General features: G+C 68.5%; 15 protein-coding genes. 8 read left to right on the plus strand and 7 right to left on the minus strand.

Annotated features, from left to right (window positions below; genetic code table 11):
* Positions 1-99: 99 nt before the first annotated feature.
* Positions 100-450: a VOC family protein gene (locus HDA44_RS38730; RefSeq protein WP_337906600.1), complete on the plus strand. Its 351-nt coding sequence runs from the start codon at positions 100-102 to the stop codon at positions 448-450.
* Positions 451-712: 262 nt separating this feature from the next.
* On the plus strand, positions 713-1,666 hold the full coding sequence (locus HDA44_RS30545; protein ID WP_202887644.1) for a cytochrome c oxidase assembly protein: 954 nt from the start codon (positions 713-715) through the stop codon (positions 1,664-1,666).
* Positions 1,667-1,697: 31 nt separating this feature from the next.
* Here the strand turns inward: HDA44_RS30545 and HDA44_RS30550 are convergent, their stop codons facing one another.
* Positions 1,698-4,709 (minus strand): hypothetical protein, encoded by a 3,012-nt coding sequence (locus tag HDA44_RS30550; protein ID WP_184840337.1) that lies wholly within the window; start codon positions 4,707-4,709, stop codon positions 1,698-1,700.
* A gap of 228 nt (positions 4,710-4,937) precedes the next feature.
* Between HDA44_RS30550 and HDA44_RS30555 the strand changes: the two genes are divergently transcribed.
* From HDA44_RS30555 to HDA44_RS30565, 3 genes are all read left to right on the plus strand, one after another.
* Positions 4,938-8,339, plus strand: a complete 3,402-nt coding sequence (locus HDA44_RS30555) for a phosphodiester glycosidase family protein (RefSeq protein WP_184840339.1) — start codon at positions 4,938-4,940, stop codon at positions 8,337-8,339.
* Between the two features lie 121 nt (positions 8,340-8,460).
* Positions 8,461-9,447: a hypothetical protein gene (locus tag HDA44_RS30560; RefSeq protein ID WP_184840341.1), complete on the plus strand. Its 987-nt coding sequence runs from the start codon at positions 8,461-8,463 to the stop codon at positions 9,445-9,447.
* Complete coding sequence (locus tag HDA44_RS30565; RefSeq protein WP_202887645.1) at positions 9,444-9,962, plus strand: YciI family protein; 519 nt, start codon at positions 9,444-9,446, stop codon at positions 9,960-9,962. The genes HDA44_RS30560 and HDA44_RS30565 overlap by 4 nt, the downstream gene beginning before the upstream one ends.
* Positions 9,963-9,981: 19 nt before the next feature.
* Here HDA44_RS30565 and HDA44_RS30570 read toward each other — a convergent pair whose 3' ends face one another.
* Entirely contained in the window at positions 9,982-10,416 is a 435-nt protein-coding gene (locus tag HDA44_RS30570; RefSeq protein WP_184840343.1) for a MarR family winged helix-turn-helix transcriptional regulator, read from the minus strand.
* Positions 10,417-10,491: 75 nt separating this feature from the next.
* Between HDA44_RS30570 and HDA44_RS30575 the strand changes: the two genes are divergently transcribed.
* Positions 10,492-11,391: an LLM class flavin-dependent oxidoreductase gene (locus HDA44_RS30575; RefSeq protein ID WP_184840345.1), complete on the plus strand. Its 900-nt coding sequence runs from the start codon at positions 10,492-10,494 to the stop codon at positions 11,389-11,391.
* Here the strand turns inward: HDA44_RS30575 and HDA44_RS30580 are convergent.
* Together HDA44_RS30580 and HDA44_RS30585 are read right to left on the minus strand one after the other, a co-directional pair.
* Positions 11,377-12,081 carry an RraA family protein gene (locus HDA44_RS30580; RefSeq protein ID WP_184840347.1) on the minus strand — a complete coding sequence of 235 codons (705 nt, stop codon included), beginning with the start codon at positions 12,079-12,081 and terminating at the stop codon, positions 11,377-11,379. The genes HDA44_RS30575 and HDA44_RS30580 overlap by 15 nt on opposite strands.
* A gap of 111 nt (positions 12,082-12,192) precedes the next feature.
* A complete protein-coding gene (locus HDA44_RS30585; protein ID WP_337906603.1) occupies positions 12,193-12,732 on the minus strand; it encodes a P-loop nucleotide/nucleoside kinase family protein in 540 nt (179 codons plus the stop codon).
* 158 nt (positions 12,733-12,890) lie between these two features.
* Between HDA44_RS30585 and HDA44_RS30590 the strand changes: the two genes are divergently transcribed.
* Positions 12,891-13,685, plus strand: a complete 795-nt coding sequence (locus HDA44_RS30590; RefSeq protein ID WP_184840349.1) for a methyltransferase domain-containing protein — start codon at positions 12,891-12,893, stop codon at positions 13,683-13,685.
* Between the two features lies 1 nt (position 13,686).
* On the opposite strand, the gene HDA44_RS30595 is transcribed toward HDA44_RS30590, so the two are convergent.
* The 3 genes from HDA44_RS30595 to HDA44_RS30605 are packed head-to-tail and all read right to left on the minus strand — an operon-like array spanning position 13,687 to position 15,994.
* Positions 13,687-14,061, minus strand: coding sequence for a VOC family protein (locus HDA44_RS30595; protein WP_184840351.1), 375 nt, complete (start codon positions 14,059-14,061; stop codon positions 13,687-13,689).
* 24 nt (positions 14,062-14,085) lie between these two features.
* Positions 14,086-14,898 (minus strand): TrmH family RNA methyltransferase, encoded by an 813-nt coding sequence (locus HDA44_RS30600; RefSeq protein ID WP_184840353.1) that lies wholly within the window; start codon positions 14,896-14,898, stop codon positions 14,086-14,088.
* Between the two features lie 28 nt (positions 14,899-14,926).
* Positions 14,927-15,994 carry a LacI family DNA-binding transcriptional regulator gene (locus HDA44_RS30605; protein ID WP_202887646.1) on the minus strand — a complete coding sequence of 356 codons (1,068 nt, stop codon included), beginning with the start codon at positions 15,992-15,994 and terminating at the stop codon, positions 14,927-14,929.
* 263 nt (positions 15,995-16,257) lie between these two features.
* Here HDA44_RS30605 and HDA44_RS30610 point away from each other — a divergent pair, with 263 nt between their 5' ends.
* Entirely contained in the window at positions 16,258-17,544 is a 1,287-nt protein-coding gene (locus HDA44_RS30610) for an ABC transporter substrate-binding protein (RefSeq protein ID WP_184840355.1), read from the plus strand.
* Positions 17,545-17,594: the final 50 nt, after the last annotated feature.

Consider the following 17,594-nt stretch of genomic DNA (forward strand, 5'->3'; position numbering starts at 1 on the left):
GATGTTGAGCTTGCGCGTTTGATTTCTGGGGTGGTGGCGAAGGCCGGGTTGGTGCTGGGGCCGGAGATTGGGGTGGGGGCGGGGCGGTCGGTTCAGGTGGTGGAGATCGCGATTGACGCGATGGATATTGCCGGGGTGCGGCCGTTCTGGAAGGCGGTGCTGGGGTACGCGGATGAGGCGGGGGCTGATGGATCGGAGGACCCGCTGGTTGATCCGGTCGGGCAGGGGCCGGCGGTGTGGTTCCAGCAGATGGATCGGGAGCGGCCGCAGCGGAATCGGATTCATTTCGATGTTTGTGTTCCGCACGATGAGGCCGAGCGGCGGGTGGAGGGTGCGCTGGCGGCTGGGGGTCACCTGGTGTCCGCGGAGCGGGCGCCGGCGTTCTGGGTGCTGGCCGACCGCGAGGGGAACGAGGCCTGCGTGACGACCTGGCAGGGGCGGGACAGCTGAAGGCGCAGGTCGGTCAGGCGGAGCTGATGGGTCGCTGGAGCTAAGCACGCGGGGTAGCTGAAGCCGAAGGGTCGTCTGGTCGGGCGGTGCAGGGTGAAGCTGGAGCGCTGGCGTGAACCGATGGGCGGGCGGTGGTCGGGGGATCCGGCGTCTGAGCGGTGAGTTGGGGCCCGTGGCGGGACCACTACCCGTGCTTAGGTACGTCAGGTGGGGGGGGGTCTAGCGTGGGGGTGGCTGCGGTGTATGGCGGATGGAGGCGGCCATGCAGGGTGACTTGGAGCCCTTGACGGTTGGGCGGGCGTTGGGGGCTTGGACGCTGGATGTGCCGGTGCTCGTTGGGGTGCTGGTGGTTGGGGGCGTGTACCTGCTGGGCGTACGCCGGGCAGTGCAGCGCGGTGGTAGCTGGCCGGTGTGGCGCACGGCGGTGTTCTTCGTCGGCGGACTGGGCAGTGTGGTTGTGCTGACTATGTCGTTCCTCGGTGCGTACGACCGCGTGCTCTTCTGGCCGTACGCAGTGCAGAACGTGCTGCTACTGGCGCTGACACCCGTGCTGCTGGCGTTCGGCGGTCCGATGCAGCTGATCGCGCTGAACTTTCCATCGGTCGGGTCGGCGCGCTGGTTGCGCGTACTGACCTTTCCTGCCGTCAGCTCGTTGCTAGGCGCGGCGCTGTTGCCGCTGGTGTATTTCACTCCGTACTACCTCGCAGTACTGCAGAACGACGTGCTGCACGAGCTCCTGCGGCTACAGCTTGTACTGGTTGGGTGCCTGTTCTTCTGGCCAATGCTGGGTGGTGAATCGTTGCCTGAGTGGTGTACGCCGCCGGTGCGGGTGGCGATCGGGTTCCTGGACGGGCTGCTGGATGCACTGCCGGGGATTCTGATCATGACCAGTCCGGGTGTACTCGCGGCCGGCTACTACCTGTCCGTACGGCACGGGTGGGGGCCGACGCCGCATCAGGATCAGCGGCTGGGTGGCGGCATCATGCTGACGCTCGCCGAGATGGTCGGGTTGCCGTTCCTGGCCGGTCAGCTCGTCAGCTGGGTACGCGCCGACCGGGCCGAGGCCGCGGCGGTGGACCGGCGGCTCGACCAGGTCGTCGCCGAACGGGTCGCGGCCGGCGAACGCGAGCCCGAGCTGATGCGCCCGTGGTGGGAAACCGAACCGGGTCAGCTCGCCGACAGATTCCGCCCACGCCGCGACCACCCGGACGACTGACCCCAGCCGGCCGACAGGTCAATGGCTGGGGCTAGCGGTTGTGGCGCTCGTCGGGTTTGCGTCGCGGGGTGTTGTTTCCCGCGGCGTGGTTTGTGGGGCTGGTCGAGGCGTCCGGTGTGGGGGTGTCGTGAGCTGTGGAACCGTGCTCTGCAAGGCCCTGGGTGCGGTCCTGGTGGTGTAGTAGCTGGTGGACCATTCGGCGGAGTTTGTCGTCCTCGTCCAGCGCGGGTTCCGGTGGCGTGTTCGACAGTGCGGGCAGGACCAGCCCCTGAGGTACGCCGCAATCCCGCCACATCTGATCGGCCTCCGCGAGCGCCTGATCGAACTTCTCCTGTACGTACGCGCGCGACTCCTCCGTACCGTGAACCGCGTGATGATCACTCGCGTTCGCGGCCTGGTCGAGTTTCTCCAACGCGATCAGGCGTTCGAGGAGCTGCGGTTTGGCGCCGGGTTCGACGGCCAGGCGACGGATGGCCAGGGCGGTACCGGCGCGTACCTGACCGGTGATGCCTCCGGTGACTCGTCGGCCGTCGGCGGGGTCGACGGCGCCGAGGTCGGGGAAGTGCTTGCGTACACCGTTGCTGTCGGCAATGGATTCGTACTGCTCGATCGCGGACCGGAGTTCCTGGCGTGCCGCGGGTAGTCCGGCCGAGCTGTCGACCTGGGCGGCCCAGTGGTCGACTCGTTCGAGTGCGTGGATTCGTTCGGGGACAGGCGTTTCGGAAGCGTGGTCGAGCTCAGCCTGGCGTACGGCGGCGCGGACGTGATCGGTGTACCTCGGCGACGTTTCCGCCGGCGGGTCTGTCGCCGGGCGCGGCGCGCTGTGTTCGACGATCGCTTCGGCCTGGATGGAGAGTTGCGCCAGGAGGTACCGCGCGACGGCGCGCTGCTTGCGGAGTTCGGTCTGATTGACTGCTTTGAAAGCCTTGTTGGTCTCCAGGGCCTCGTGAACGCGGAGTTCGTGGCGGCGGAAGAGGAAGCGTGCGGCCGGGGTCGCGCTGATCGTCCCGGTCGCGCCGGCGGCGGTCAGTACGAGGGCGAGATCGGGGATGTCGACGACCAAACCCAGGCCGACCGCTCCAGCAACTCCACCGAGCGATCCGGCCGCGGCCTGAACCGCGTACGCCGACCACCCAGCGCGCGCCAACGGCCGCGCCCCAACCGGCGGAGCGGTAACCGCCGGCAGCTCACGACCGGGCTCACGGCCAGGCTGACGACCGGGCTCATGACCGGCAGTCCCATGACCGGTGGTCTCGGCGGTCGGCTCTCGCCCGGACGGTTGGTTCGGTGGTGTGCCGGTCAGCGTTTCCAGGTGGTTGGTGAAGTCTCGAAAAGCGCGCAGACGTGGTTCCAGTACGCCGGCGAGCGCGGCTGCCTGGGCGGCTTCCTGGTGGCCGCGGAGCCAGAGTTTGGCGGCGTCGCGGGCGATTTCGTCCCGGTTCAGGAAGTACTGGTCGCCCATCGCTCCGGTGACCGCGCCGAGCAGGCCGGGGCCGGCGGCGCTGAGCAGGCTCTGGACTTGCGGGCTGAGGTGCTCGGCGACCGGGGTCGGGTTGGCGCTCGGCTTGGAACTGCCGCCGACGAACGCGCGCCGCGCGGTACCCGAGATGTTCTCGATCAGCTGCGAAGACAGGCTGACCGTGTACGGTGGCGCGCCCGGAACGTCCGCGAGATCAGGTGCGCCGGGCGTACCCGTACCCGGGGTTCCTTGGTGGTTCGGGGAGAGTTGGTCGAGCCGGCGCTGGAGGTCGGTGAATTCGGCGGCGATGCGGCTGACGTACAGGTCCGGGTCGGCCAGGCGTACGCGCTCGGTGGCGTCCAGGCGCTTGAGGCGGAACTCGAGTTTTTTCTTGTCCACCAGGCGTTCGGCGAGCGACTTGGCGAGGGCGGAGGATGCGATCACCATCGCGGTGGACATGGCTGGTACGCCGAGCGGGGTGAGCGCGCCGGCGACGGCGGCCGTGGCGAGAGTCGGCACCGTGTGGCGGGTGACGTAGTTCCGCCATGCGGTTGCCATAGGCAACTTCTTGGCAGGAGAAGAAGGAAGAGAAGAGGAGGTGGAGAGGGCAGGAGAAGGAGAAGGAGGGAGAGAAGGGGAGGTGGAGAGGGCAGAAGAAGGGGTCGGTGGTGGGGTGTCGAGTAGGCCGGGGAGGCCGGGGTGGTCTTGTTCGCGGATCTTGCGTTCGGCGTCGTACGCCGGGCGGCGGCCGTCGATGCGTTGGCGGTCCAGGCGGCGTTCGGTGAACGAACCGACGGCGGCGTTGACGATGGTCGGGACCGCGATGCCGACGCCGACGAGTGGGTTGCCGGTGAAGGCGGCCGCGGCGGTGCCCATCAGTACGGACGAGACGCCGGAGCTGCCGACCGAGCGGCCGAAGTAGCCGAGCGGGTCGGCGCGGTCCTCCAGCGGGCGGGTCTGGTTCTTGGCGCGGTCGAGGATCGCGAGCTCGTCGGTGGTCAGCAGGGTGCGCCGCAGCTCGGCGTTCGGCTGCTCGTCAGCAACACCCATGGTCAGCGCCAACTGCCGGATCTTCTTGTGTACGCCTCTGGCTGCCGACACTGAACCCCGCTCAGCCATCCGCCCCCGCTGCCGCAGCTCGGCGCGCAATCCGTGGTCGCTCGGTCGCAAGACAGCATCTACATCGGGGGTGCCAGCCGGACCGAACACTCGATCGGCCGCGGCATTTCCGGTGGTGGCCCCAGCCAGCGCGCGTACGGTGGCGGCGGACTCGGCGAGGGAGTGGGCGAGGATCGGGGCGATCTCGTTCTCGGGCAGCCGGTCGGAGAGGGTGAGGACCACGACCGGTACGCCGTTGTCCTCGTCGGTGAGGTCGAGCGAATGTTCGGCGTTCACCCCGGCAGGCAGCGGCGCGACGCGTTTGATCAGGCGGTACGCGCCGGCATCCATCAAGTAGACGCCGTTGCCTTCGTCCTGTACCTCGGTCAGGTCGACGGCGAGCTGACTCGGGTCACTCAGCAACCGGGCGGATTCGGTGCTGACCAGGATCCAGCCGGGACGGAAACGCGCGGTCCGGGGCCGCATCCACTCGGCAACTATCTGTCCGCCCTCCAACACTCATTGACAAGTTAGCCAAGCCTAACCTAAAGCAGTAACAGGTAAGATGTACACCGTCCGACCGGACCGCGTCGTCAGCGGTTCACCAAGACGTTGTCGGGTCAGGGAACGGTGAGTGGTTGCGCCGCCTCGAGCGCGGTGCGGCCGGGGCCGGGTGCTGCCCGGCCCGGCTCGTTCAGAAAGCACAGGTCGACGATGAAACATCGTTTGACGACGGGGATCGCGGCCGTCGCGGCCGCCGCGACCCTGTGGTCGCTGCCGGCCGTCGGGTACGCCGACGATCACCCGGTCTCCGGTCTAGCTCTGGTCGACACGACCGAGAAAGTCGGTCCAGGCATCTCCCTCAATCACGTGAAGACCGTCGACCAGCGCGGCTGGGTCGACGCGCAGTACCTCACCATCGATCTGGCCGACAAGGCAGTCAGTACCGACCTGTTGACGGCTGGTCCGGTCGCGTCGGGTGGTCCGCTCAGCGTGGCCGCGAACAAGGCCGGCGCGGTTGCCGGCGTCAACGGTGAGTTCTTCGACATCGGCAACAGCAACGCCGCGCTCGGCGGCGAAGTGCAGAACGGTCAGCTGCTCAAGACCGCGGATGCCAGCGGCCGGCAGCACGTCGGGGTGAGCAAGGACGGGATCGCGCAACTGGTCGACCTGGCCGTCGACTCGACCGCGACGTTCGCGGGCGCCGACCACAAGGTGCTGACGATCAACGCGGCCAACGGCGGTGGCGTGCCGGCGAACGGGCTGGTCGCGTACACCCCGATCTGGGGCGAGTACAGCCGCAACCGCGGTTTCGGGACCGCCGACGTCGCCGAGGTGCTGGTCCAGCACAACAAGGTCGTGTCGGTGACGCCGACCGGTCCCGCCGGTTCCGGCCCGATTCCGGCGGACGGCTTTTATCTCGTCGGCCGCGACGAGGCCGCCGCTGCGCTGCGGGCGTTGCAGCCAGGCGACGCGGTCACGTTGCACTACGAGCTCGCGGACAACGCGGCCAAGTCGATGAAGTTCGCGCTCGGTCAGGGCGGCACGATCGTTCGCAACGGACAGGTCGTACCTGGCCTCGACCGGTCGATCGCGCCGCGGACCGCGCTCGGCTTCAAGAACGGCGGCCGTATGCTCGTGCTCGCGACCTGGGACGGACTGGGCGGCACCGGGAAGGGCGGCGTCGGGATCGACCGCGAGGCCCAGGACCTGGCCGATCGTGGCATCGAGACCGCCGTCAATCTGGACGGTGGCGGCTCGACGACGATGGTCGCGCGGGCCCTCGGCGCGGACGGCGCGACGGTCCGCAACAATCCGTCGGACGGCCAGGAGCGCAACGACCCGAACGGCGTCGGCGTCTTCGTCAGCCCTGGCGACGGCAAGGTACACGAGCTGCTGCTGAGCGGCGACGCGGCCGCGGACGGCGGCCTGAAAGTCTTCCCGGGCATGCACCGCATGTTGACCGCGAAGGCGGTCGACAACCACCTGACACCGGCCGCGATCGACCCGAAGAAGCTGGTCTGGAAGGCCAACGGCGGCAACATCAAGTACGGCACGCTGACCGCCGGCGGTCGTGGACCGATCACGGTGACCGCGCAGGTCGGCCGGATCAAGAAGGTGCAGCGGGTCGACGTACTCGGGCCGCTCGCCGCGCTCGAGCTGTCGAACACCCGGCTGTCGTTGTCCGAGGCAACGCCTGCCAACGCGGTGAATGTCGCGGTCACCGGTCGCGACGGCCAGGGTTACACCGCGCCGATCGACCCGCGGGACCTGAAGCTGGACTACGACCACGGCGTCGTCGACATCCAGGCCGCGGGCGGCAAGCTGAAGATCACGCCGCTGAAGAATGCCGGCACGATCCTGACGATCTCGGCCGCCGGTCAGGTGGTGAAGCTGCCGATCACCGTCGGCGTCGAGACCAAGGTCGTGTACGACTTCAACGACGACGTACTGCAGCGGTGGAACAACAACAGCACCGCGGCCACCACTCGCTCGGCGGACCCGGACGGTCTGCGCATCGACTTCCCCGCGATGCGCAACGTCGGGATCTCCGCGAACGGCGCCGCCAACCGCATTCAGGTACCCGGACAGCCGCTGCGGCTCCGGCTGCGGATCAAGTCGAGCATCGACGTACCCAGCGGGCTGACCTACGCCGGACTGTTCGACGGCAACGGAAAGTCCCTGGGACTGTACGGATCCGGGCTCAGGGCGGGACCGGACTACCAGAACGTCACCTGGACGGTGCCCGCGAACACGGTGTACCCGATCTCGATCTCGTCCTTCCAGGGAATCAACACCGCGGTCGCGCAGCAGAAGGCCGGTACGTTCGTACTGGACCGGTTCGAGGCCGACGTACCGACGGCGATCGAGCTGCCGGCGCGTCCGGACCTGGTCGCCGACCCACTGGTGTCGGCGGACGGAAACCTGGCCGGCGGGACGTTCAAGTTCGCGACGCTCTCCGATGTGCAGTTCACCGCCGACAACCCGGCACTCGCGCAGGTCGCGACCGCGGCGCTGGCCCGGATCCGGAAGACGCGCCCCGACCTGGTCGTGCTCAACGGTGACATCACCGATCGCGGTCTGCCGCAGGACCTTTCGCTGGCGCGCAAGGTGCTGACCGACGCGGGCTGCGACCTGATTCCGGTCGGCAAAGAACCCGCGCCGAACAGTACGCCGAAGGGCAGCACCCTGCCCTGCTACTACGTGCCGGGTAACCACGAGTCGTACGGGCTGAACAACACCCAGTCGGATCTGACCAACTTCACCAACGAGTTCGGGCAGCCGTACCGGACGTTCGACCACAAGGGTACGCGGTTCGTCCTGCTGGCCAGCGCGCTCGGCACGTTGCGTACGTCGGCCTGGGATCAGCTGCCGATGCTCAAGCAGGCGCTGGCCAGTGCGGCCACCGACCGATCGATCCGCAACGTGATGGTGTTCGCGCACCACCCGGTGGACGATCCGGAGGAGACGAAGTCCAGTCAGCTCGGTGATCGGGACGAGGTCGCGCTGATCGAGAAGCTGCTGACGAACTTCCGGAACAGTACCCGGAAGGGCGCGGCGATGGTCGGATCGCACGCGCAGGTCGCGAACGTGCACCGGGTCGAAGGCGTGCCGTACGCGGTGCTTCCGTCGTCCGGCAAGAACCCGTACGGCACGCCGGAACGTGGTGGCTTCACCGGCTGGGTCGACTGGTCGGTGGACGCGCGCCGGCCGGCCGGCGGGCAGTGGCTCGAGGCGGACGTCCGGGCGTTCGCGCAGTCGATCACGCTCGACACGCCCGCTGCGTTGCGGATCGGTGCGACCACGCGGCTCAGCGGCAGAATCGTGCAGCCGGAAGGCGTCGGAACCGGTACTCGCGTGGTGCCGCTGCGCTACCCGATTTCGGTGCACTGGAGTGGTTCGCCGAACCTCGCGATCGGTTCGGGACCGGCGGTCGTGCTGGCGGCACGGGTGACCGGCAAGGTCGCGGTCCTCGATCCGGTGACGCGGAAACTCACGGCGCTGCGGCCGGGCAAGGTCACGGTGTCGGTGACGAACGATTCGATGCGCCCGTACACCGGCGGCGCGTCGCTGGCGCCGGTCACCGGCTCGGCGACGATCAGCGTCCAGCGGTAACCCCCGACCGGTCCCTGACCTGCGGAAACGCCGGTCGGGGGCCGGGCCTCCGGAGCGGGGGAATAGGGTCGGCTCGGGCCGGGGTTGAAGGTTGAGTCCGAGTGTTCGAGCAAGGAGAACGATGAAGCCGACCGAGTTCGTGAAGGTGAATGGGCAGTTCTGGGCGGAGCACCTGAAGGGTGTGAGCGGCCATCTGCCGGTGAGCCACCGGACCGAGCTGCCCGGCCCGATGCTGTTCCCGCGGATGATGGTGCTGACCGAGACCCCGGACTGGAACATTCTGGAGCTGGTCGGGCTGAGCCGCGAGTACCGGACGCTGGAGGTCCGGCGGCAGAAGGCGGCGAGCGTCGAGGAGTACTTCGGCGTCGGCGACGGCGACCCGGTGATCACGCTGCCGGGGGAGAACCTGTTCAAGGACGCGACGATCGCGACCGAGGCCGGCAAGCGCGCGCTGACCGAACGGTTCCCGAACGCGGCGAACCTGCTCGGCGAGGAGTTCGTCGGCCGCGGCGACCAGCTGCTCCAGTTCGCGCCGGGCAACTACTCGACCTTCGATCGTGCGCTGCTCGTGCACGGTGCCGATGACGCGTTCCGCGCGCACTGGGTGTTCTTCGCGCTGGCGATCCACCGGTCGGAGCCGGCCGACAAGTACCTCGACTTCCTGCGTACGTACTCCAACGCCCGTCCGCATCTCGACCCGATCGGCACGATCAGCCTTCCGGTCGACCCGGTGGTGCTGAAGGCGGACGCGTTCGAGAGCACGTACCTCGCGCACGGTCTGCAGGATCTCGGCGTCGACGAGTTCCTGGACAAGCACGAGGAGATCCTGCTGTCGGTGTTCGGCGCGACCAAGCTGGTCCGGCAGCCGGCCGACGCGGACTTCGTCCTCGAACGCGCGGACGGCAACAACGTGCTCGGCCGGCTGGAGCTCCCGGTCGCGGACGTGGTCAACGGAAAGAAGCGCCGCCGGAGCTTCCGTACGCCGGTCCGCGCGAACACGGACTCGCGGCAGCTCGCGATCGTGCCGTCGCAGGAGATCGTCGCGTCCGTTCCCGGCGTGGAGATCGTCGACTACGACACGATCCTCCGGCTGTACCTGGAATCGTGACCCAGTACTTCGTCTACGGACGGGATCGTGACGGCGCGGGCGAGCTGAAAGGCCGGCTGACCGAGGAGCACTGGGCCTTCATGGACCGGTACGACGCGCAGCTGATCGCCCGCGGCCCGACGCTGACCGCGGACCGCGAGGCGTCGACCGGCAGCCTGCACATCATCGACCTGCCGGACGCCGGCGCGTTGAACACGTTCGTGTACGACGAGCCGTACTACCTCGGCGGTGCTTTCGCGACCGTCGAGGTGTATCGCTTCGTCAACCACACCGGTCGGACGATGTGGGAATTCGAGCATGCGGTCGAGGCGTACAACCGGTATCTCGTACTCACCAAGGACGCGGCCCGGCCGCTCAGCTCTGAACACCTGATCGTGTACGGCGATCTGTTTGGCGACGACGGTCAGGTTGGTAGGGCGGCGTTGGTCGAAGCGCCGGATCGCGCCGCCGCGGCCGCGCTGGTCGAGGCGGCGGACGCCGAGGTACACCCCTGGGAGTTCGGCGGCCGGCGCTAGCCGATTCGGGCGGTGCGGCTCAGATGGTGGGTGGCGTGCTGGTGATGGTGCGGAGTGCCGTGACCAGCGTGCGGCGGGTGGTTTGGCTGAGGTCGGCCGTCAGGGTGTTGATGCGGTCGACGACCGCGTCGTGACACTGGTGGGCGAGGGTGAGGCCGTCCGGGGTGAGCTCGATCAGGCAGGCGCGGCGGTCGCGGGGCGCGGCCGTACGGGCGACCAGTTCGCGGCGCTCGAGCCGGTCGACCATGCTGGTCAGGCTGGACCGTTCGATGCTCAGAATCCGGCTCAGCTCGGTCATCCCGAGCGGGGCCGCGATCAGTACGCAGAGCAGGTGGGCCTGTTGCGGGGTCAGACCGAGCGGCCGACTGGTCTCGGCATGCAGATCCTGCAGGCGGTGCATCGCCTGCACCAACGCCTCCGCGAGCTCGCTGTTCCGGGCCGTCGTCGTCACCATTTCCCCATGGTAGTCCGCTCAGCTAATAGTTCGTGGTACAACTAGTTAGGACAGCGAACTATTTGAGGAGAAGTCATGACTGTACGGTTCGGGTACGGCTCACCGGACGCGGTACGCGACGTCGGCGAGATCGTGCGGCTCGCCCGGCAGGCGGATCGGGACGGGCTCGATCACGTCAGCCTCGCGGATCATCCGTACGTACCGGACATGGTCGACGGGTACGCCGCGGTCGCCTTCCTGCTCGGGCGGACCGAGCGGCTGAGTGCGTTCGTCAACGTCACCAACCTGCCGCTGCGTCCGGCGCCGGTGCTGGCGCGGACGGCGACCTCGCTGGCGGCGTTGTCCGGCGGGCGGTTCGTGCTCGGGCTCGGTGCTGGTGGGGCGTGGGACCGGATCGCCACGATGGGCGTACCCGAACTGCGTCCGGCTGAGGCCGTCGAGGCGTTCGAGGAGGCCATGCGGCTCGTCCAGGCGTTGTCGGCCGGTGGTACGCCGGTGCCGAGCAAGCACTACCCGATCGGTGCGCTCCGGCCGGCCGCCGTACCCGCGCCGCCGATCTGGACCGGGTCGAACGGGCCGAAGTCGCTCGCCGCGACCGGCCGGAACGCGGACGGCTGGATCCCCGGCCGCGCGGCCGACTGGCTGAGCGAGCGGTACCGCTGGTCCCGCCCGATCATCGACGAGGCGGCACTCGCGGCCGGCCGCAAACCGTCCGACATCGCGACCATCTACAACCTGCCCGGCACGATCACCGAAACCCCACTCCGCCGCACCCGCGACGACACCGGCCGCTGGCTCGGCGGCTCCCCGTCCCAATGGATCGAGGAACTGACCGACGCGGTCCTGAACCACGACGCCGCCGGCTTCACCCTCTTCCCCAACGGCCCGGACCCGTACGCCACCCAACTCTCCCGCTGGGCAGAAGAGATCGCTCCAGCGGTCCGATCGGTACGCAGTGCCCTATTCCTCGATTGATGCCTGGATTGAGCGGAGGTGCCGGCGGAAGGTCAGGGTGGGGTCGGCTGCTCTCTTCTCCAGGAACTGGGTGAAACTCACCTGTTGCCGGAGGGTCCGGCCGGCCCGGATTTCGGCGGCCTGCCGGCGCTCGGTGTCGCGGATCGACTCGGCCAGGGTGGTCAGCTCGTCGACCCGGTCCGCGGGGACGAAGATCGCGCCGTCCTCGTCCGCGAGCACAACGTCTTCGCGCGTCACCGCCCACTCGCCGATTGTTGCCTCGGACAACGCATCGGCCGGCTGCGGATCGAGCCGCAGCGGACCGGTCGGCAACGCGCCGAGGCTGAAGACCGGCAGCCCGATCGCGAGGATGTCTGCCGTGTCCCGGTGCAGTCCCCAGATCACGATCCCCGCGACCCCGGCCGCCTTCGCCTCCAGCGCGGCCAGATCACCAACACATGCCTCGTCCCGCCGCCCGCCGTTGTCGACCACCAGCACATCACCGGCCACCGCGGACTCGAACGCCTCCAGAAACACATCCACACTGCCCACATGCTGAGCCGGCAACACCCGCCCCACCACCCGCACCCCACCGCTCGCCGCACCACCCGCGGCGGCGCCGCCCACCGGCGTCACCGACACGGTCCGCACCGGCACCCCGGCCCGTACACACGCATCAGCCACGTGCGCCGTAGTCAACCCCTCGAACACACCCGTCCCCTCTCGTCCGCGCCAGTTCGACAGGAGGTAGTCCACCACGCTCGCCCAGTTCCCGCCTGAACGGCCCACCAACGGCCCCGCGGAGCCGACTACCTCCTGTCGTTAGCGCGACAGAAACCGAAGAATGTCCGCCAGCGGAGGCTCGGAGGTGGTGTCGACGGTGCAGGTGGGGACGGGTAGATCGACCGGCTGGAAGGCGTTGTGCGTACGCAACCTCGCGTCCGGGCTGATCTGGGCATCCTCGTGCGCGGCCCGCCGCGGGTCGGAATCCGAGCGGGCGGTGATCCGCGCGAGCGCGACCTCGGCCGGCGTACTGCAGTGCACGATCCGCAGGTCGGTGCGGCCGAGCAGTGGGCTCAGCCCCGGCGTCCACAGCCGATCCTGGAACGCGGCCTCGGCGACCACGGTCGTACCGCGCCCGACCAGCAGGCCGATCACGTCGAAGAACGTGGACAACGTACGCATCGTCAACGGATCGCCGGGACCGGGTACGAACCCGGGGGTGGCGTGCGCCATCCCCTCCTTGATCTCGTCCCGGCAGATCGCCGGGCAGCCGATCGCCGCCGCGATCCGATGCGCCAACGTCGTCTTCCCGGTTCCGGGCGGACCACTGACCACGACAAGCATCGGTTTCGACTGCACTCGCCGTACCTTATCGGCCGGCACCGGAACGCGACGGGCGCGGCGTGTCAGACCTGAAGCCGCCTCAATTATCGTCTCAAAATACAGGATGATATGTCTCAAAAAGCAAGATCTTGGTCTAGCGTGGGCGTCAGACGGCGAGGGCAAAGGAGCCTGGGATGAACAACGTGTACACGCATGGCCATCACGAGTCGGTGCTGCGGTCGCACAGCTGGCGGACGGCGGAGAACTCGGCGGCGTACCTGCTGCCGCACCTGCGGCCGGGGATGTCGTTGCTCGACGTCGGCGCCGGGCCGGGCACCATCACCGCGGACCTGGCGCGGCTGGTCGAGCCGGGCCGGACGACCGCGCTGGAGGCGAGCGACGCGGCGATCGGGATCACCCGGAAGGCGTTCGAAGGCCTGGACCTCGACGTGGAGTTCGTCGTCGGTGATGTGCACGCCCTGGACCTGCCGGACGACGCGTACGACGTCGTGCACGCGCATCAGGTACTGCAGCATGTCGCGGATCCGGTGCAGGCACTGCGCGAGCTGCGCCGGGTCTGCAAGCCCGGTGGGATCGTGGCCGTACGCGACTCGGACTATCACGGTTTCGTCTGGTACCCGGCGTTGCCCGAGCTGACCGAGTGGATGGAGCTGTACCAGCGGATGGCGCGCGCGAACGGGGGTGAGCCGGATGCGGGCCGGCGGCTGCTGTCGTGGGCGCGGGCGGCCGGATTCGAGCAGGTGGAGGCGACCACGTCCACCTGGGCGTTCACCGATCCGGAGGGGCGCGCGTTCTGGGGTGACATGTGGGCGGATCGGGTGCTGAAGTCAGCGATGGCGGATCAGGCGCGTACGTCCGGTGTGCCGGAGCAGACGCTCGAAGCGATCTCGGCGGCATGGCAGACCTGGCGCGACCAGCCGGACGGCTGGATCTCCATCCTGCACGGCGAACTCATCTGCACAGCCTGACCTAGCCGACTGAGGCGAGTACCACCAGGTAGCCGTCGGGGTCGCGGAGCCAGAGTTCATCGTGCTGGGCGTTCGGGTTCAGGTGGATCTCCTTCTCGACGGTCGCGCCGAGCTCCGCGGCCCGCGCGGCCGCCGCCGGCAGGTCGTCCGTCTCGAACCACACCCCGACCCCGTTCCCCAACGGATGCGCGGGATCGCCGAACCGGCCGTGATGATGCCCGACCTCCAGATTGTGCAACTGCAGTACGAGCACCCCCTCGACCTCGAGCCGCTCGTACTCCGGTCCGCCATGCGCACTGACCGCGCCAAGCACCGTCTGGTACCAGGCACTGCTCTTCTCCACGTCGCTGACCGCGATCAAGGGTTGTGGCCTCATGCCGTCACGGTACGGCCGGGTGCGCTAGCGCGTCTTGAACGAATGGGAACGCTGGCGCGAGATCTCGTACAGGACGGCGGTCGCGGCGTTGGCGGCGTTGAGTGAGCTGGCCGATCCGGTGATCGGGATGCGGACCAGGTGGTCGGCCGCTTCCTGCCACGCGCTGCTCAGGCCGGCCGTCTCGTTGCCGATCAGCAGCAGTACGGGCTGGGTGAAGTCGAACGCGTCCACATCGGTCGGACCGTGCTCGTCGGTGCCGACCACGACGACCGGTACGTCCGTACGCCGAATCCAGTCGAGTACTTCGCGATGTGATGGAGCGCGGACGGCGGGTACGGCGAACAGCGATCCGGTCGTCGCGCGGACCGCCTTCGGGTCGTACACGTCGGCCGCATGCCCGGTGATGATCACCCCGTGCGCGCCGAACGCGTCCGCGGACCGGATGATCGATCCGATGTTTCCGGGTCCGGTCGGCCGGTCGAACACGACGCCGAGGAAGTCCGGCCCGACCGGGATCCGGCCGAGGTCGTCGGCGGGCAGCTCCAGTACGGCGATCAGCTCGGCCTCGTCCTTTTCGCCGAGCTCGGCCAGCAACTCGGGCGCCATCGCCACCCGCTCCACGTCGGGCAGTCGCCGCAACAGGTCGGACGCCCAGCGGGACAAGGGCCGGGACGCGTCGGTGAGCACCGTACGCACCGGCCATCCGTTGTCGACGGCAACCGAAATCGGGCGGACGCCCTGGACCAGGAACTCGCCCGATCGTTGCCGCTTGGTCCGATTGGTCAGCGACGCCTGCCAGACCTGAAACCGGGCGTTCCGCGACGAGATCCGTTGCACGCCCCAACCCTACGCGGACCTGATCGGCTCAGGGTGGGGGTGCGGTGGATTCGCGGACGATCAGCTCCGGGCGGAACAGCAGCGACTGCCCCTGCGCGGGACCCGAGTTCTCCAGCCGGGCCCGCAACTGGGTGAACGCGGCCGCCGCCATCTCCGGCATCGGCTGCCGAACGGTCGTCAGCGTCGGCGCGTACAGATCAGCCAGCACGATGTCGTCGAACCCGACCACCGACACGTCCTTCCCGACCTCGAGCCCACCATCCCGCAAGCCGCGGCAAACCCCCAGCGCGCACATGTCGTTGATCGCGACGATCCCGGTCGGCGGCTCATCCAGCGCGAGCAACTCGGCAGCCGCCGCGCGCCCGAGCTCGGACGCCTCGACGTCGCCGAAGTCGTCCGCGTCACCCTTCACCGGCGCGCGTACGGCGGATTCCGCGTCGATACCGGCCTGCTCCAGCCCGGCGATGAACCCGCGGTACCGCTCCTTCCGGTTCACGCTGGCCAGCGCGCCCGAAACGAACGCCACCCGTGAATGCCCGAGCCCGGTCAGGTGCTGCGTGGCGAGCTGACTGCCGATCGCGTTGTCGACGCTGATACTCACCAGCGACGCCGGATCGCCGGCCTGGGACGTACGGTCGAAGGCCACCAGTTGCAGACCGCGCTCCACCAGCGGCATCACGTGTTCGAGCGACGGCAAGGACGAGCACAGTACGACGCCTTGGACGCCATCGGCCCACAACTCGTCGATGTAGTCGCGCTCACGCCGTGGATCGCGCTCGGAATTGCAGAGCAGTACGTGGTACCCCTCCGCGAGCGCCGCGGACTCCAAGTGCCGGGCGAGCGCACCCCAGAACGGGTTGCCGACCGACGGCACGACCAGCCCGATCGTGGTGTTCCGGCCGGTCCGGAGCTGCCGGGCGGCCCGGTTCGGCCGGTACCCGAGCTTGTCGATCGCGCGCTCGATCCGCTGCCGGGTCTCGGGCAGCATCCGGTGGCCGCGCCCGTTCAGCAGGTTCGACACCGTGCTCGGCGAAACCCCCGCCTCGGTCGCGACCTGCTGGATCGTCACCTCGCCCGTCCTCAATTCACCGGCCACCCGCGCATTCTGTCACCCCGTCGTTCCGTCGTCCCGTGTCCTTCAACGACGCAGTGCAACGATGCATCACCAGTGCACTAATGTCCAGTCGAAGTTCGTCCGAGCCGACCCCTTGACGCCGATCGAAAACCCTTCCTAGCATGCGGTGCATCGTTGCACCAGCGCCGCACAACTGCGCCGCTCTGGCTGGTGCATCGTTACACCGAGCTCCACCACACCACCTCTCCGCAGCATCACGAGCAGCACCACGAAAGGCGCGCGCCATGGAGTACACCCGTAGATCAGTCCTGACGGCCCTCGGGCTCGGCGCGGTCGCTGCCGCCACCGGCTGCTCCACGTCGTCCGGTGGCGATCAGGCCGCCGCCGACGGACCCGTCGAGGGCGAGATCACGCTGCTCACCCCACTGTTCGAGGGTGGTACCGGCAAGCAGTTGCTGGAGGGCAAGCTGCTGCCCGCGTTCAAGCAGAAGAACCCGAACGTCACGGTCAAGGTCGACTACACGACGTACAACGCGCTGAACGAGAAGCTCACCACCAGCCTGGCCGGTGGGCTGATGCCGGACGTGGTGATGCTCGGCGTCGGCTGGATTCCGCCGTTCGCGCACAAGAAGGTGCTCGCGCCGCTGCCGGACGAGCTGGCCAAGCGGTACGAGTACGAGGACCGGGTGCTGGAGCCGTCGCGCTTCGACGGCAAGCTGTACGCGCTGCCGATGGTGCTGGACACCCGGATCGTCACCTACCGCAAGGACCTGTTCGCCGAGGCCGGGATCAAGGCACCGCCGAAGGACTGGGCCGAGCTGCGGGAGATGTCCAAGGAGCTGGCCCGCCGGGACGGTTCGGGCAAGCTCACCCGGGTCGGCTTCGACCCGTTCTCGATCGATCTGCGGCAGTGCTGGGAGACCTTCCTGTTCGCGAACGACGGCAACCTGTTCGACGAGGCCGGGCAGCAGGTCAAGTTCAACGACGACAAGGGTGTCGAGGCGCTGCAGTTGTTCCTGGACGTGCTCAAGGACAAGTCCGCCGACTACTCGTTCAAGTCCGCCGCCGGTCAGCCGACCACGCTGCAGCAGGGCCGGTCCGCGATGATGATGGCGAACAACTCGCTCTGGGTGCAGCTGAAGAAGGAGAACCCGGAGCTGCTCAAGGAGGACAAGGTCGGCGCGTTCATCCTGGCCAACAAGGTGCCGGCGATGTTGCAGGGCGGGACCCTGGTGGCTCGCTCCGCTTCGACGAAGCACGCCGCCGCCGCGCAGGCGCTGGTCGAGTACATGGGTTCGCCGGACTCGATCCTGCCGACTGCCGAGCAGCGCGGTTCGGTGCCCGGCGTCCAGAACCTGCGGACGTCCGAGTACGTCAAGGACAACGGCTTCGTGAAGCTTGCCCTGGACAACATGAGCAAGGCCCGGTCCGAGGGTGGTACCGCTGCCTGGATGGAGATCCGGGAGAAGATCAAGACCACCCTGGAGACCGCGGTGGTCGGTCAGCGGACCGCCAAGGAAGCGATCGACGAGCTGGCGAACCTGAGCAAGGAAGCGATCTCGCGGCTGTGAGCGTCGTATCGACCGCCGAACGCAGGCGCGGTTCCCGCGAGCGGTCCGCG

This window comes from Kribbella solani, from assembly GCF_014205295.1.
Taxonomy (GTDB): domain Bacteria; phylum Actinomycetota; class Actinomycetes; order Propionibacteriales; family Kribbellaceae; genus Kribbella; species Kribbella solani.

What these genes read in the sequence shown, in the direction of transcription:
- HDA44_RS30555 (WP_184840339.1), top strand. Translation starts at nt 4,938, where the DNA reads ATGAAACATCGTTTGACGACGGGGATCGCGGCCGTCGCGGCCGCCGCG.
- HDA44_RS30570 (WP_184840343.1), bottom strand. Translation starts at nt 10,416, where the DNA reads ATGGTGACGACGACGGCCCGGAACAGCGAGCTCGCGGAGGCGTTGGTG.
- HDA44_RS30610 (WP_184840355.1), top strand. Translation starts at nt 16,258, where the DNA reads ATGGAGTACACCCGTAGATCAGTCCTGACGGCCCTCGGGCTCGGCGCG.
- HDA44_RS30590 (WP_184840349.1), top strand. Translation starts at nt 12,891, where the DNA reads ATGAACAACGTGTACACGCATGGCCATCACGAGTCGGTGCTGCGGTCG.
- HDA44_RS30560 (WP_184840341.1), top strand. Translation starts at nt 8,461, where the DNA reads ATGAAGCCGACCGAGTTCGTGAAGGTGAATGGGCAGTTCTGGGCGGAG.
- HDA44_RS30550 (WP_184840337.1), bottom strand. Translation starts at nt 4,709, where the DNA reads ATGCGGCCCCGGACCGCGCGTTTCCGTCCCGGCTGGATCCTGGTCAGC.
- HDA44_RS30595 (WP_184840351.1), bottom strand. Translation starts at nt 14,061, where the DNA reads ATGAGGCCACAACCCTTGATCGCGGTCAGCGACGTGGAGAAGAGCAGT.
- HDA44_RS30545 (WP_202887644.1), top strand. Translation starts at nt 713, where the DNA reads ATGCAGGGTGACTTGGAGCCCTTGACGGTTGGGCGGGCGTTGGGGGCT.
- HDA44_RS30575 (WP_184840345.1), top strand. Translation starts at nt 10,492, where the DNA reads ATGACTGTACGGTTCGGGTACGGCTCACCGGACGCGGTACGCGACGTC.